Origin of the sequence: Psychroserpens sp. NJDZ02 (assembly GCF_004843725.1) — a bacterium.
Lineage (GTDB): Bacteria > Bacteroidota > Bacteroidia > Flavobacteriales > Flavobacteriaceae > Olleya.
On sequence record NZ_CP039451.1, the window covers coordinates 215,697 to 230,617 of the forward strand.

Below are 14,921 nucleotides of genomic sequence, written 5' to 3' on the forward strand. Positions count from 1 at the left end.
TATATAGCTGATTATATAGCGTTAAAATTCTTTCAATTTAATTGAAAGTAAATATAAAAGAAGAATTAATGGTAAGCTTTGAAGATTTTAGAAGCTTCATTATAAGCACTTTCAAAAGACATAGCATTTAAATTATTAACCTTTTTAGCTGTTAAATAAGACAATACTTTCTCGGTTGGCATATTACCTGTCAGATCGTCTTTAGCCATAGGGCAACCACCAAAACCTTGGATGGCACCATCAAAACGTTTACAACCTGCTAAATAGGCGGCATCTACTTTTTCAAACCATGTATCTGGTGTGGTGTGTAAATGTGCTCCAAACTCGATATCCTTATAATGCGGAATTAAATTAGAAAACAAATACTCTATATTTTCTGGATTAGAGGTCCCTACTGTGTCACTTAAAGATAAGATTTTAACACCCATTTTGCTTAAACGCTCGGTCCACTCTCCAACGATATCCACATTCCAAGGGTCTCCGTAAGGATTACCAAAGCCCATCGAGATATAGACCACGACTTCTTTATTAGCCGCATCTGCTTGGTTTAAAATATCTTGAAGTAACACTATAGACTGTGCTATCGTTTTATGCGTATTACGCATTTGAAAATTTTCTGAGATAGAAAACGGATAGCCCAAATAGTCAATTTCGGGATGTGTACAAGCTTCTGCTGCGCCGCGCGAATTTGCTACAATAGATAATAACTTACTAGTCGTTTGACTTAAATCCAATTTAGACAAAACCTCTGCTGTGTCCACCATTTGCGGAATAGCTTTAGGCGACACAAAACTACCAAAGTCAATAGTATCAAACCCCACACGAAGTATAGATTGGATATATTGTATTTTTTGTGCTGTAGGTATAAACTGTTTAATGCCTTGCATGGCATCTCTTGGACATTCTATAACTTTAACCTGATTTGACATTTGTGATTTAAATTCTTGTATAAAAGTAGGTTATTTTTCTGAAAGGAATATAAAAATAGCAATCCCAATAAAGACTACAATCTGTAACCACTTTAGAATCAACCCGATATTTTTACTTTGTTTTAAATAATCCGAAATAAAACCGGCTAAAATTGCGATTAATGCAAAAACAATAAAAGACGTTGCCATAAAAATCAATCCCAAAACATAAAACTGAGTCACTGTACTTATGGTATCACTATATAAATATGCCGGAAAAAAAGCCAAAAAGAAAATAGAGACTTTAGGATTTAAAACATTCATGATCACCCCTTGCTTATATAATTGTCCTAAGCTTTTTTTAGGGACAGCCGCACTACCTAACGACACTTTAGCATCGCTTTTATAGACTTTATAAGCTAAATATAATAAGTACAAAGCTCCTAAAGCTTTGATTATAAAAAATAAAGTATCGCTTTCTTTAATTATGGCCGACACACCAAACGCCACTAACGTGGTATGCAATAAACAACCAGAAATTAAACCACAAACCGTGGCTAATCCATATTTACGACCATTGGTAATACTTTGCATTAATACATAAATATTATCTGGACCTGGAGATACAGCTAATGCCATCGTAGCTAAAACAAAACTAAACAGGATCTCGTAATTCATTTAACTATTGTGTAAAATAGCTTTATTAATTTTTTTTACTAGACTTGGTCCTTCATAAATAAAACCGGTGTAAATCTGTACCAAATCAGCGCCAGCATGTATCTTATCTAAAGCGTCTTGTGCCGCGTGGATACCTCCTACTCCAATAATAGGAAAAGCTTTATTACTTTTATCTGCTAGATACTTAATCACTTTTGTTGATTTTTCTTTAACCGGTTGTCCGCTGACACCACCATTTCCTATTTCGGCTAAGCGTTCTGCGGACGCTTTTAAATTAGACCGATCTACAGACGTATTACTTGCAATCACACCATCCAAATTAGTTTCGGCAATTAGTTCAATAATTTCGTCTAATTGTATGTCATTTAAGTCTGGCGCTATTTTAAGTAAAATGGGCTTTTGCTTAGTAAAGGTCTTATTGGCCTTTTGCACCGTACCAATTAATTCTAACAAATAATCCTTATCATTTAACTTAGCATGACTCCCCACATTTGGGCAACTGACATTCAGCACAAAATAATCTACGTAGGGATGTAAACCGTTAAAACACTCTAGATAATCTTTGGTATAATCCTCAGGTTTAGTCTGTGTATTTTTCCCAATATTACCACCAATAATAAGTTTGCCTTTATTTTTTTTAAGTTGAACGATAGCTTGTTCTAAGCCTTCGTTATTAAACCCCATTCTATTAATAATCCCTTGGTCGTCTTTTAATCTAAATAGGCGTTTTTTAGGATTACCTGCTTGCCCTTTTGGAGTCACAGTACCAATTTCTATAAAACCGAAACCAAAGTTTGCCAATTCGTTATACAATACCGCATTTTTATCAAAACCAGCCGCTAATCCTACGGGATTTTTAAAGGTTAAACCGAAAAGTTTACGTTCTAATTTAGGGTCCTCAATGGCATATAAACGTCTATATAATGATGCCATACCAGGGATTTTAGACGTCACTTTTACTAATGAAAACGTGAAATGATGAATTTTTTCAGGATCGAAACTAAAAAAGAAAGGTCTTAAAAGGGATTTGTACATGATAATAGGTTTGCGCAAAAGTAATTCTAATTAAAAAATTGAGCAATTCAAAAGCTAAAAAACTTAATAATCGTAACTTTGACGTACAGTTAAATTATTTAATTTAACTTAACATTTCAACGGAATACAAAACGCATTAAATCACAACAAAATGATTTCAAAAGAAGATATAATTAAAAGATTTGTAGGATACGTCACTGTAGATACAGAGTCTGATCCAGCTAGTGACACAACACCAAGTACTGCTAAACAATGGGATTTAGCCAATGCGTTAGTCGAAGAGCTAAAAGCTATTGGTCTAGAAGACGTGACTATAGATAAGCATGCTTATATCATGGCTACTTTACCTAGTAATGTTGCTCATGATGTGCCCACTATTGGATTTATTTCGCATTTTGATACAACTCCTGATTTTACAGGTGCTAATGTAAAACCTCAAATTATTGATAGCTACGACGGTGAAGACATAATTTTAAACAAGGAAGAAAATATTGTATTGTCTCCAGATTATTTTGAAGACTTATTATTATACAAAGGACAAACATTAATTACAACCGACGGAACAACACTTTTGGGTGCGGATGATAAGGCTGGTATTACAGAGATTATTTCGGCAATGGAATATCTTGTAGCTAATCCACAAATCAAGCACGGAAAAATTAGAGTTGGCTTTACACCTGATGAAGAAATTGGTCGTGGTGCACATAAATTTGATGTTGAAAAATTTGGTGCCGAATGGGCTTACACCATGGATGGTAGTCAGATAGGAGAATTAGAATACGAAAACTTTAATGCTGCAGGCGCAGTTGTAAAAGTAAAAGGAAAAATTGTACACCCTGGTTATGCTAAAGGTAAAATGATCAATTCGATGTACATTGCTACCGAGTTTATCAACTCGTTACCACGCATGGAAACTCCAGAACACACGGAAGGTTATCAAGGATTTTTCCACCTATATTCTATCTCAGGGGAAGTGGAAGAAACCGTTTTAGAATACATTATCAGAGATCACGATTTAGGTCATTTTGAAGCTAGAAAAGAAATGATGCAAAAGCTTACTGATGAGCTTAATGCACAATATGAAAGAGAAGTTGTGACTATTGAAATAAAGGATCAGTATTTTAATATGAAAGAAAAAGTGGAACCTGTAATGCACATTGTTGATATTGCAGAAGAAGCAATGAAGCAGTTAAACATTGAGCCACTAATTAAAGCCATTCGCGGCGGTACAGATGGCTCACAATTAAGTTACATGGGCTTACCTTGTCCGAACATCTTTGCTGGAGGACACAATTTTCATGGCCGTTATGAGTATGTTCCTGTGGAAAGTATGATTAAAGCAACGGAAGTAATTTGTAAGATTTGTGAAATTACTGCTGATAAAAATAAATAATTATGAAAAAACTATTAGTATTATCGGCTTTGGTCGTCAGTAGTATTGCTTGTAAAAAGGAGACTAAACATCCTGAAGTTACAACTACTGAAACCTCTACTAAAACCAACGAATTAGCAACTATTACAGAGGTTGCAGAATTTACGGGGCAACAAGTTACGGGTGTTACTGTAAGTGATGCAGGACGTGTATTTGTTAACTTTCCTAGATGGAGACCAACAGTAAAACATTCGGTTACAGAAGTGGTGAATGGACACTCTATTCCTTTTCCAAATAAAAATTGGAATAGCTGGACTGCAGACTCCCCTTTAACGGACACAACTTTTGTTGCCGTCCAATCTGTAGTTGCTTCTCAAAAAGAATTGTTTGTAGTAGATACTAGAAATCCTTTTTTTAAAGGGGTGTTATCTAATCCCAAACTATTTGTTTTCGATTTAGACAACAACACTTTAAAGCAAACGTATACACTAACAGAAGAGGTGTTTTTTAAAGATTCTTATATTAATGATGTTCGTATCGATCGTAAAAATAACGTTGCTTATTTTACAGATTCAGGACATGCTGGTTTATTACTTCTAAATTTAGAAAACGGTACCTTTAAACGTGTATTAACGGATCATGTCTCTACGACTGCAGAAACGGATCATCTAACGATTAATGGTAAACAATGGGTAAATACAGTACATTCTGATGGTATTGCTCTAAACCTAATAGATGATGTGTTATATTTTCATGCCTTAACAGGCTATACACTATACGCTGTGTCCACTGCTGTACTAATTAACGCAACAGATGACGAGATTGCTGCTGCGGTAGAAGTTGTTGATAAAACAGCTGCACCCGACGGAATGATCTTTGACCAATCGGGTAATCTTTATTATGCCGATTTAGAAAATAACGATATTTTAAAAAGAGATTTAAACGGAATGACAACAACTATAGCAAAAGGTGAAATGGTACGTTGGGCAGATACCTTTAGTATTTATAATGGTGATTTATACTATACCAATTCGCGTATTAACGAAATTACAGGACCTATTCCAACAATGACGTTTCAAGTGAATAAAATAGCATTAAAAGACTAGTTTTTTTTCGCGACTACCAAAGCTAGAAACTAAGTCAAAAAAAGGGACTAGCTTCAAGTAGTACAAATTGTGAAACTTAATAGTATTGCTTATTCAGTATATTTATTTGCATTCAACAAAACCCTAGATAACCTTGTAAAACAGTATTAATCTAAATTAATTATTTAAAAATGAAAAACATTAAAAAAGTAATAGCCATTGGATTCATAGCAATAACAATGTCTAGCTGTGCAACAGTTTTTGGAGGAAAAGTAAATGCACATCAAAAAACGAAACCAGCACCAGGGCAACAACAAAGATCAGTAAGAGTTGGTGCTTTGATTGCTAATATTGTTCTATTCGCACCAGGATTAATAGTGGACTTTGCTACAGGAGCAATTTACAAACCACAAAACTAAATAATAACCATTACCTTTAAAAAGTGATGTAGTATTAAAAAAATAGTTACGTATTGGGTACAATATAATTTCGATAAGAAATCATTAGCCTCCACATACGTAACTATTCTTATATATAATTCAAACTAACCGGCTAAAGGTCATCAAACTTAAGACCTAATTTAACACTAATAATAAGTATCTTAAGCATTTAGAAATCAGACATATTAAACAACGATGCTAACCCTCAAATTTGAAAATGCTGTTTAATATGTTACCTTCTATTTTAACACTTATACCACTATAAAATCATACATACTAATGGGATATCAAATTTGATAACCTATTATTATATACTCGGTTTCAAGCTAATTAGTAGCTGCGTATAAAATAAGGTAATTACTGATTAAAAACTTAAAATCGGTTTCTTAAAAATAGAGTATTATTAACTAATTTCTAATATACTATATTAAATTATGCACCATTAACTGTTCCTTTAAATCATTAAACACCCTATTTTGTTTGGTTTTAATGACGTCATGCTTTTCTACAAAACAGGAATAAGCAATAGAAGCCCTTTTAAGTTCTGATTGTATTTCATCACTATTTACTACTTTTTTATTAATTAAGAGTAATAAATAGTACACGACTCTTTTTAACATTTTCTCTGCATCCTCAAGACATCCTAACTCCTCATAAGTATTCGCTAAATTATTACAAGAAATAATATATACCTGAACAAATGGGGTTTGCAAACGAACACAATCCGCAATATTATTATTTAAAACTTCTGCTCTATACAAAGCGTCTTTATAACCTGATAATGCCGTTTCAAAATGTCCTTTATTAAAAAGCAAATTGTTAGAGACTGTTAATGTTTGCCAATGTCTTTCTATGTGGTTCATACATGTATCACTCATTGTTATATTACATTTTTATTAGCAAAATCCCAATTAACAATATCCCAAAAACCTTCTACAAATTTTGGACGTGCATTTTTATAATCAATATAATAGGCATGCTCCCAAACATCCAATGTCAGAATTGGTTTTTTATTTAAGATTAAAGGTGTTTGCGCTTCTTTCATGGCAATAATTTCAAGTTTATCATTTTCATCCTGTACTAACCAAGCCCAACCGCAACCAAATAACTTAATGGCCGCATTAGAAAATTGATCTTTAAATAGCTCAAAGCTTCCAAAATCTCGAGTAATTAATTCAGTTATTCTCCCTACTGGAGCCTTTCCGCCATTTGGAGATAGACAATTCCAGAAAAAAGTATGACTCCAATGTTGCGCTGCATTATTGAATAGACTGGCATTCTTTTCATAAAATCCTTTTTTAATGATGTCTTCAATACTAAAATTGATTAACTCAGTATCTTGTATTAGTGTCGCTAGGTTATTAACGTAAGCCGCATGATGTTTTCCGTAATGATAATCAAACGTCTCCTCGGTAATAATAGGATTGAGCGCACTTTTATTAAAAGGAAGCTCAGGTAATTGGTGTGTAATTTTCATAGATATCTGTTTTTAATTATTTCATGTTTACAAACTCATTTATTGTTATTTCTTAAACAGTAGCTAACATTTTGATTGACACAAAATGTATGTTTAGTAGTTTACCTAACTGTTAAAATCATTCTAAAAGCACTATTTTAATTAAAACAAAAAACAATATTAGTCTCGAAAAAATAATATTTTAGATTAGTCTAAAAAACAATTTAACAACAAAATTTGAAATCTAAAATAATACCACTACTTTTTGGAAACACAACTTCTATAAATTATTACATGATCACAGCTTACTATAATCCAAAACAACACTATAATCCAATATTATAGTAAAAAGGAAATTCCTTGTATAATATCACTTTAGAAAAAAACAATGAGAATTACAGTACACACAAAGACACTAAAGCTCACCCTAAAAAAGCACCCAATGGAAACTCCTTTTTAAAAAAGAAGCAAAAAAAGAAGTAAAAAATAATAATAAAATTAGATTTATTGAATACTATTGCATCCTACTATATCGCGTAGTACCAACAAAAAATAAAACTGTATCAAATGAAAATAACCAACCTACTTTATATCCTATTTATAATAACTCTTACTAGTTGTAACAACAGCAAAAAAAACACAGAGAGCGACATACCAAAAGATCAAACAATATATAAAACTAATCGTGGCGAACTAGTCGTACTTAAAATTGTTAATGATAGTGCTTATCATATTGATTTTATATCGGCTAAGACAAAAAACAATCCTAAAACACAACAATCTACTAGTACCGATAGTATCCTAAATTACTTTACATTAATACAGTTTGAAGGAACCGTTAGTACCAATGGAAACAAGCAAACCCTTAGTGAGAAAGTCATTACTAATAGCATCAAGATAAGTAACGGAAAAGAGATTAAAGCACCACTGTTTTCGGCTGCCAATATGGTCTACTTTAAAGACTCTAAAAACTTAAGTATTTATGACGAAATACTTACTAAAAAAAAGAATCTCTCAATAGAAAAAACGTTAGAATTAGTTAAGAAACACAAAGATTGGACAGGAGAAAAAATTAATTTAGAACTAATAGAAAAGAAAACAAAAGATTAGTTTAACCAATACGTAAGTATCCCTAACCAATATGTTTAATAAAACCACAGCACTAAAGCACTAGTATCATCACAAACACTACTACACACAATAATACGATAGATGCTGAAGAATCAGATTATTTATTTGTTAAAGCATCGCAAATACCTGAAGCCGGTAATGGACTATTTACAGCAATAGCCATTTATAAAAATGAAATCATATCCTTATTTAAAGGTGAGATTATTGATGCTATTGAAGCAGATAAAAGAATACAACTAAACCATGACAAATACTTTATTAATTTGTTAGATGGCAGTATTATGGATAGCATGCATATAGATTGTTTTGCTAAATATGCTAACGATGCCAAAGGAGATTCTAACTCCCTATTTAAAAATAATGCTAAAATTACATTAGATGATGATCTTAATGTGTGCCTAAAAGCGACTAAACACATAAAGTTTGGTGCAGAAATATTCTGTGGATACGGCAAACCCTATTGGAAAAACCTGACTAAAAGATAGCTAATAGTCACAAATTACATTTATTTTAAAATAAACATCTGTATTTGATTTCCCGTAAGGACAAAAAAAATTAAATTTGCAACTCTGAGTCAGTAACTAATCACATTTATAATTTTGCCCTTTGGAAAATAAAAAAGCAATTGCACTAGTAAACAAAATCTTGAAAGACCTAGATACTACAGGTATTAATACAGATGCATTAATTGAAGACATTAAAGCGCTAAGAGAATATACAATAGAGAGAGAAATCCCTCTTGCTGTAAAAGTATTGCGTTACACTTATGAACATATCGAAGAGAATGACTCTTTTTTAATAGCTATCCCTGAGGATACGCCTTTAGATGATGATTCTGAATTAGACGCGGAAGTTGAAGAGACTGAAGAAGAAGCAACAATCGAAATAGATCCAGTAGAAAGTCTTAAATATGTGATTTCTCTTATCAAAAACCTTGATAATAGCATGAACATATTAGATTTAAAATATTACAAGAAAGCACTTACTGAAAACTAAAACTATCCATTAGTTTGTCTTTGCTTTTTATAAGATTAGTAAATTTTGAACGGTGTATTATAGGTAATAACACTAATAATCTGTAGTCAGAACAATTTACGACGTCATATACTATTGCAAAATAAAGTAGACATAAATTTAGATTACTTTATAGAATGCCACAACAAAAAAGCCAAAACACATCTGTTTTGGCTTTTTTGCTTTTGCAGGTAAAATACTTGATTATAAACAACGAATAACAAAGATATAAAGCATAAAAAAAGCCTTCTCAAATGAAAAGGCTTTTTAATAAAATGTGGGGAGAGTAGGATTCGAACCTACGAAGACGTAGTCAGCAGATTTACAGTCTGCCCTCGTTGGCCGCTTGAGTATCTCCCCTTTGTTGACTGCAAATATATTTAAGTTTTACATACTTCAAAGCAAAATAATGCACTTTTTTTAAAATAATTTCAAACCTGCTGATTTCTAATTATTTATTACTTTAAAAATATTTGTTTTTTCAAGTAATTCATGGCATTTAACCTATTAATTACCATTTCAGAACGTATTAGCCAAAAAAAACAGCTATCAAAAAAGCTTAAAAGCAAATAAATGTAGTGTTTAGATAACTAATGAACACGTCTTATTAGCTACAGTAATATTCTCAATAATTAAACCTAACGACACAACCTATTTAAAGCTTCTTTTAAAGCGTTTATAAAACATATCCAGGTAAACTTACAAAGACATCCAATTAAGAGCACAAACCGTATAAAAAACGCATATCCCATGCTTGTCTTTAATATTTATAAGACTACATATAAACAGCATTGATAATAAAAGGCCTTAAATAAAAGAAGGCGACCAATTGGTCGCCTTCTTTTATTACTTATAACTGTAGCTTATTTTTTCAATGCTACAGTTGGTTTGTTTAATGCTGAGCTCATTTCCATAGAAATAGCAGAACGGTCAAATTTTAACTTTCCAGACATCGTCTCTATAACACAACTATTATCTTTATCGTTAAGCTCTGCAACCTTTCCGTGCAATCCACTTTTAGTGATAACTCTATCACCACGTTTTAACTCGGCAGCAAATACTTTTTCTTTTTTTGCACGTTTCATTTGTGGTGCAATCATAAAGAAATACACAACAGCAAACATGGCTATTATAGGTAAAAATCCGCTAATTCCTTCCATTATTTAGTAACTGGTCCTAAGTTAGTATTTGCCCCTTTAACTGGTGCATTAGGGTCAGGAGTAATAAATGCAGAAATCTTAACAGATTCTTTTCCTGTTGCTGTGTTAGCAGTAATATTAATCACTTTAGATGTTTTGTTAGCGCCTTTACCGTTAAATTTAACTGTAAATTTATCAGATGCTCCTACTGCTAATGGTTCTTTAGACCAATCTTTTGGTACTGTACATCCACAAGTACTTTTAATATCTGTAATCACTAATGGTGCTTCACCTGTATTTGTGTAAGAAAACACTGTTTCTTGAGGTGTTCCTGATACAATTTGTCCAAAATCATGATCTTTTTTATCAAAAGTGATTACTGGTAATTTTCCAGATTGAGCATCTCTTTCTGCTGCTGCACTTATGTTACTTGGGTCAATTTTTGCTGCTGCATCTTGCTTACATGCCGTTAAGCTCATTAAGCATACGGCACTTAATAGAATCAATACTTTTTTCATAATACTTATTTTAAATTTGTTGAAATCCTTTTTGGACTTCTGATTTTAGGATATTTGAAGTGTAAAAATAATAATAATTTTTAACTACATCAATCCTCTTCCCACTTTATTTAATTTTCCATCTGCTTGATACTCTTTTAACAATTTGTCTAGTATACCGTTTATAAAAATACTACTTTTTGGTGTCGAGTATTCTTTAGCAATTTCTAAATATTCGTTTATAGTTACTTTAGTTGGTATAGACGGAAATTCTTTAAGTTCGCAAATAGCCATTTTTAATAATACTAAATCTATACTTGCAATACGCTCCGTATCCCAATTTTTAGTTTTAGCTGTGATTTCTTCGCTTAATTTAGATTGATTTAACAACGTTTTTTTAAACAATTTAATCGCATATTCTTTGTCTTCGATATCCTTATATAACTTAGGTGTTAAAAAACGCTCGTCAGAAGACTCTTTAATTTTACGTAGTAACTTTAAGATCGCTGTATTAACTGTTGGAAGATCATCTAACCAAGTTAAGTTTTTATCTTCAATATAATCGTAAAGCTTTTCGTTTGGAGCAATAATTTCTTTAAAAACATCAACTATAAAATCGCGATCTTCTTTAAAGGTAGACGTTTTAGTTTGCATATATTCTTTATACAAATCACTAGCTATAATAGCTTTGTAAATAATATCTACATACTCGTTATCTAACTGCCAATTATTAATATTGTTATTAGCAAAAGCTATTTTTAAAGCTTCGTTGTTGGCAATAAGTTGTAATACCTGATTATTTATAAGTTTTTTGTTTGGATTTTTTTCTTCCTGAGTCGCTAAATGCTTTTTCTGAATGGTTTCTAACTGATTTTTGGATCTTTTGTTCACCTCTACCATTAAAGATAGTAACATCAGATACAAACTATACATGTTATCTATACTGTATAATAAAAATTTTTGATCTTTTGAAAAATCATCACTTTCTGTACCATTAAATGCATATAATACTTGCATTACTTTAACACGGATATGTCTTCTACTTAGCATACTTACAAAGAACTTTAGATTTCAATTAGCTTGAAATACTTTTATGTTATTAATTAAAAAAGGCGCAAGTTTTCACTTACGCCTTGCAAAAATAGTCTTTTAAATGATATCTATTGCTGATTTTCTTTTTTTCTAGCCTCAATTCTGCTTAAAGCTATATTTAAAGCCGCTTGATGCGTTGTAATATCATTAGTTCCAGCATTACTTAAAATTTCTAACGTGGTATTGTAGATGTTTTCTGTCTTTCTCATTATCTCCTGTTTACCGTAGTTTTCAAGCTCTGCATAAACATTTATAATTCCACCAGCATTAATTAAAAAATCTGGTGCATAAACAATTCCTTTTTCTTGTAATAAACGACCATGTTTAATCTCATCTGCTAATTGGTTGTTTGCTGCTCCTGCAATCACCTTAGCGCGAATAGAATTAATTGTAGTATCATTTATTGTTGCTCCTAAAGCACAAGGCGCATAAATATCTACATCCTCTGCATATACATTACTTCCTTTATATATAGAAGCTCCATATTTTTTACTGATAGCCTCAAGACGTTCTTCATTAATATCATCAATAATAACTTTAGCACCATCATTGGTTAAATGCTCTACTAAAGACTCACCAACATGCCCAATACCTTGTACTATCACTGTTTTATCTTCTAAAACATCTGAACCAAATTTATATTTAGCAGCAGCTTTCATTCCCATAAAAACGCCATAAGCCGTAATTGGAGATGGATTACCTGCCCCACCTTTATCTTCAGAGATACCTGTAACGTAAGGTGTTACCTCTCTAACTAAATCCATATCGGCAGTTTCCATACCAACATCTTCTGCCGTAATATATCGTCCACTTAAACTATGCACAAACTCTCCAAAACGCTTCATTAATTCTGGCGTTTTTTGTGTTTTTGCATCTCCTATTATAACAGCTTTACCTCCTCCAAGGTTTAAACCTGTTATAGCAGACTTAAAGGTCATCCCTCTAGACAAACGTAGTACGTCATTTAATGCTTCCCATTCGTTAGCATATTGCCACATTCTAGTACCTCCTAATGCAGGTCCTAAAACTGTGTTATGAATTCCAATTATTGCTTTTAATCCTGTATCTTTGTCGTTGCAAAAAACGACCTGTTCGTGATTATCGAAAGATAATTGTCCAAAAACAGGATCTGCTTTTGATAATTGATTAGTGTTAATTAATTCTGAAACCATTTAGTATACATTTAATTTAAGGTATAGACATTACATTATTTGTAAAATCAGTACACAATATTAACTCATAATTACTAAAAAAACAATAATTAGCATGCTAAATTGTATTATTGTTAAAAATATTTTAAATCTACCTTTTGTATTAAATGAAAGAATTACAACATATTAACAAATATTTTTACAAATATAGAACACAAATAATCATTGGTGTTCTAATTACTATAGTTTCTAAATTATTTACGGTATTTGTACCCAAATTTATTGGTTCGATTATAGACGTCATCAATGACCAACTACAAAACCCAGAAACTAGTGAAGTCGCCTATAAAGCCAAACTCCTCAAATACATTTTGCTTATAATTGGGTCTGCAGTCCTATCTGGCATCTTAACTTTTTGGATGCGACAAACGATCATTAATGTGTCTCGTTATATTGAATTTGATTTAAAAAACGAAATCTACCAACAATATCAAAAATTGTCTCTAAATTTTTACAAAAAGAATAGAACCGGAGATTTAATGAACCGTATTAGCGAAGATGTTGGTAAGGTCCGTATGTATGCAGGTCCTGCCATCATGTACAGTATAAATACCTTGACTTTATTTATAGTTGCTCTTGTTTTTATGTTTAAACAAGCACCAATGCTAACCCTATATACTATTATTCCTTTACCTATTTTGTCCATAATAATTTACAAAATAAGCTCAGAAATCCATAAACGCAGTACTGTTGTTCAACAATATTTATCAAAACTATCTACATTTTCTCAAGAAACGTTTAGTGGTATTTCTGTAATCAAAGCCTATGGTATTGAACCACAAACTTCTGCTAGCTTCGAACAGCTGTCGGAAACTAGTAAACAAAAACAACTAAATTTAGTTAAAATCCAAGCTCTCTTTTTTCCGATGATGATTTTACTAATTGGATTAAGTAACGTTTTGGTTATATACATTGGAGGGAAACAATATATGAATGGTGAAATTAGCTTAGGAACCATCTCTGAGTTTATCATGTACGTAAACTTACTAACTTGGCCAGTAGCAACTGTTGGTTGGGTAACCTCCATTGTGCAAGAAGCAGAAGCCTCTCAACAACGTATTAACGAGTTTTTACAAACGGAACCTGAAATACAAAATAAAAATCTTCAGCCTTCTATAATAAAAGGTGATATCGAATTTAAAAATGTCTCATTTACCTATGACGACACTAATATACAAGCCTTAAAAGACGTTAGTTTTAAAGTTAATTCAGGAGAAACATTAGCCATAATAGGAAAAACAGGGTCTGGAAAATCGACTATTTTAGATTTAGTTGGTCGTTTATATGATGTCACTAAAGGCGAAATATTAATAGACCACACCCCTATCCAATCTTTAAATTTATTTAGCTTACGTGATGCGACTGGTTACGTCCCACAAGATGCCTTCTTGTTTAGCGACAGTATTAATAATAACATCAAATTTGGAAAAGAAAATGCAACGGATCAAGAAGTTATTGAAGCTGCAAAACTAGCACAAGTACACAAAAACATTATTAAGTTTAAAAAGCAATACAGCACTGTTTTAGGCGAGCGTGGTATTACTTTATCTGGTGGTCAAAAACAACGCGTCTCCATTGCTAGAGCCATTATTAAAAAGCCGGAAATTATGTTATTTGATGACTGCTTATCGGCTGTAGATACAGAAACTGAAGAAAAAATACTAACCAATCTTAAAACCATCACTAAAGACAAAACAACGATAATTGTTAGTCATAGGATTTCTTCTGCTAAAAATGCAGATCATATTATAGTTTTAGACGATGGACAAATTGTACAATCGGGAACACATAATCAGCTTATTAACACCGATGGCTACTATAAAGAGTTATATTTAAAAACTACGAAGTAAAAAGATTTACATA

Annotated in this window: 16 protein-coding genes and 1 tRNA gene; 7 read left to right on the plus strand and 10 right to left on the minus strand. The window is 32.0% G+C overall.

Annotated elements, in window-relative coordinates; all coding sequences use genetic code 11:
* Positions 1 to 65: 65 nt before the first annotated feature.
* The 3 genes from E9099_RS01045 to E9099_RS01055 are packed head-to-tail and all read right to left on the minus strand — an operon-like array spanning position 66 to position 2,621.
* Positions 66 to 929: a hydroxymethylglutaryl-CoA lyase gene (locus E9099_RS01045; RefSeq protein WP_136581899.1), complete on the minus strand. Its 864-nt coding sequence runs from the start codon at positions 927 to 929 to the stop codon at positions 66 to 68.
* Between the two features lie 30 nt (positions 930 to 959).
* Complete coding sequence (locus tag E9099_RS01050) at positions 960 to 1,586, minus strand: LysE family translocator (protein WP_136581900.1); 627 nt, start codon at positions 1,584 to 1,586, stop codon at positions 960 to 962.
* The gene (locus E9099_RS01055; protein WP_136581901.1) at positions 1,587 to 2,621 is read right to left on the minus strand and encodes a quinone-dependent dihydroorotate dehydrogenase; all 1,035 of its coding nucleotides are present in this window, start codon (positions 2,619 to 2,621) and stop codon (positions 1,587 to 1,589) included.
* A 151-nt stretch (positions 2,622 to 2,772) separates the two neighbouring features.
* On the opposite strand from E9099_RS01055, the gene pepT reads away from it, so the two are divergent.
* The 3 genes from pepT to E9099_RS01070 all read left to right on the plus strand — a co-directional run bounded on the left by pepT (position 2,773) and on the right by E9099_RS01070 (position 5,497).
* Entirely contained in the window at positions 2,773 to 4,014 is a 1,242-nt protein-coding gene (pepT, locus tag E9099_RS01060) for a peptidase T (RefSeq protein ID WP_136581902.1), read from the plus strand.
* 2 nt (positions 4,015 to 4,016) lie between these two features.
* Complete coding sequence (locus tag E9099_RS01065; protein WP_136581903.1) at positions 4,017 to 5,099, plus strand: L-dopachrome tautomerase-related protein; 1,083 nt, start codon at positions 4,017 to 4,019, stop codon at positions 5,097 to 5,099.
* 170 nt (positions 5,100 to 5,269) lie between these two features.
* A complete protein-coding gene (locus E9099_RS01070) occupies positions 5,270 to 5,497 on the plus strand; it encodes a hypothetical protein (protein WP_205961012.1) in 228 nt (75 codons plus the stop codon).
* A gap of 443 nt (positions 5,498 to 5,940) precedes the next feature.
* Here E9099_RS01070 and E9099_RS01075 read toward each other — a convergent pair whose 3' ends face one another.
* Together E9099_RS01075 and E9099_RS01080 are read right to left on the minus strand one after the other, a co-directional pair.
* Entirely contained in the window at positions 5,941 to 6,381 is a 441-nt protein-coding gene (locus E9099_RS01075; RefSeq protein WP_240788930.1) for a tetratricopeptide repeat protein, read from the minus strand.
* Positions 6,382 to 6,398: 17 nt separating this feature from the next.
* On the minus strand, positions 6,399 to 6,995 hold the full coding sequence (locus E9099_RS01080; protein ID WP_136581905.1) for a superoxide dismutase: 597 nt from the start codon (positions 6,993 to 6,995) through the stop codon (positions 6,399 to 6,401).
* 546 nt (positions 6,996 to 7,541) lie between these two features.
* On the opposite strand from E9099_RS01080, the gene E9099_RS01085 reads away from it, so the two are divergent.
* From E9099_RS01085 to E9099_RS01095, 3 genes are all read left to right on the plus strand, one after another.
* Complete coding sequence (locus E9099_RS01085) at positions 7,542 to 8,084, plus strand: hypothetical protein (RefSeq protein ID WP_136581906.1); 543 nt, start codon at positions 7,542 to 7,544, stop codon at positions 8,082 to 8,084.
* Between the two features lie 143 nt (positions 8,085 to 8,227).
* Positions 8,228 to 8,590 carry an SET domain-containing protein-lysine N-methyltransferase gene (locus E9099_RS19725; RefSeq protein WP_136581907.1) on the plus strand — a complete coding sequence of 121 codons (363 nt, stop codon included), beginning with the start codon at positions 8,228 to 8,230 and terminating at the stop codon, positions 8,588 to 8,590.
* A gap of 160 nt (positions 8,591 to 8,750) precedes the next feature.
* Positions 8,751 to 9,101, plus strand: coding sequence for a hypothetical protein (locus E9099_RS01095; protein ID WP_240788932.1), 351 nt, complete (start codon positions 8,751 to 8,753; stop codon positions 9,099 to 9,101).
* A gap of 296 nt (positions 9,102 to 9,397) precedes the next feature.
* On the opposite strand, the gene E9099_RS01100 is transcribed toward E9099_RS01095, so the two are convergent.
* From E9099_RS01100 to E9099_RS01120, 5 genes are all read right to left on the minus strand, one after another.
* A tRNA-Tyr gene (locus E9099_RS01100) sits at positions 9,398 to 9,479 on the minus strand.
* Between the two features lie 503 nt (positions 9,480 to 9,982).
* On the minus strand, positions 9,983 to 10,279 hold the full coding sequence (gene yajC / locus E9099_RS01105) for a preprotein translocase subunit YajC (RefSeq protein ID WP_136581909.1): 297 nt from the start codon (positions 10,277 to 10,279) through the stop codon (positions 9,983 to 9,985).
* On the minus strand, positions 10,279 to 10,776 hold the full coding sequence (locus tag E9099_RS01110) for a DUF1573 domain-containing protein (protein ID WP_136581910.1): 498 nt from the start codon (positions 10,774 to 10,776) through the stop codon (positions 10,279 to 10,281). Before E9099_RS01110 ends, yajC begins: the two co-directional genes overlap by 1 nt.
* Positions 10,777 to 10,860: 84 nt before the next feature.
* Positions 10,861 to 11,772: a transcription antitermination factor NusB gene (nusB, locus tag E9099_RS01115; protein ID WP_136581911.1), complete on the minus strand. Its 912-nt coding sequence runs from the start codon at positions 11,770 to 11,772 to the stop codon at positions 10,861 to 10,863.
* Between the two features lie 143 nt (positions 11,773 to 11,915).
* Positions 11,916 to 13,019 (minus strand): Glu/Leu/Phe/Val family dehydrogenase, encoded by a 1,104-nt coding sequence (locus E9099_RS01120; RefSeq protein WP_136581912.1) that lies wholly within the window; start codon positions 13,017 to 13,019, stop codon positions 11,916 to 11,918.
* Positions 13,020 to 13,165: 146 nt separating this feature from the next.
* On the opposite strand from E9099_RS01120, the gene E9099_RS01125 reads away from it, so the two are divergent.
* Positions 13,166 to 14,908 (plus strand): ABC transporter ATP-binding protein, encoded by a 1,743-nt coding sequence (locus E9099_RS01125; RefSeq protein ID WP_136581913.1) that lies wholly within the window; start codon positions 13,166 to 13,168, stop codon positions 14,906 to 14,908.
* Positions 14,909 to 14,921 lie beyond the last annotated feature (13 nt).

Bases quoted from the DNA above. Each gene is read 5' to 3' on its own strand.
- E9099_RS01055 (WP_136581901.1), bottom strand. From the start codon at position 2,621: ATGTACAAATCCCTTTTAAGACCTTTCTTTTTTAGTTTCGATCCTGAA.
- E9099_RS01050 (WP_136581900.1), bottom strand. From the start codon at position 1,586: ATGAATTACGAGATCCTGTTTAGTTTTGTTTTAGCTACGATGGCATTA.
- pepT (WP_136581902.1), top strand. From the start codon at position 2,773: ATGATTTCAAAAGAAGATATAATTAAAAGATTTGTAGGATACGTCACT.
- E9099_RS01125 (WP_136581913.1), top strand. From the start codon at position 13,166: ATGAAAGAATTACAACATATTAACAAATATTTTTACAAATATAGAACA.
- E9099_RS01070 (WP_205961012.1), top strand. From the start codon at position 5,270: ATGAAAAACATTAAAAAAGTAATAGCCATTGGATTCATAGCAATAACA.
- nusB (WP_136581911.1), bottom strand. From the start codon at position 11,772: ATGCAAGTATTATATGCATTTAATGGTACAGAAAGTGATGATTTTTCA.
- yajC (WP_136581909.1), bottom strand. From the start codon at position 10,279: ATGGAAGGAATTAGCGGATTTTTACCTATAATAGCCATGTTTGCTGTT.
- E9099_RS01080 (WP_136581905.1), bottom strand. From the start codon at position 6,995: ATGAAAATTACACACCAATTACCTGAGCTTCCTTTTAATAAAAGTGCG.
- E9099_RS01120 (WP_136581912.1), bottom strand. From the start codon at position 13,019: ATGGTTTCAGAATTAATTAACACTAATCAATTATCAAAAGCAGATCCT.
- E9099_RS01110 (WP_136581910.1), bottom strand. From the start codon at position 10,776: ATGAAAAAAGTATTGATTCTATTAAGTGCCGTATGCTTAATGAGCTTA.
- E9099_RS01065 (WP_136581903.1), top strand. From the start codon at position 4,017: ATGAAAAAACTATTAGTATTATCGGCTTTGGTCGTCAGTAGTATTGCT.
- E9099_RS01045 (WP_136581899.1), bottom strand. From the start codon at position 929: ATGTCAAATCAGGTTAAAGTTATAGAATGTCCAAGAGATGCCATGCAA.
- E9099_RS01085 (WP_136581906.1), top strand. From the start codon at position 7,542: ATGAAAATAACCAACCTACTTTATATCCTATTTATAATAACTCTTACT.
- E9099_RS01075 (WP_240788930.1), bottom strand. From the start codon at position 6,381: ATGAACCACATAGAAAGACATTGGCAAACATTAACAGTCTCTAACAAT.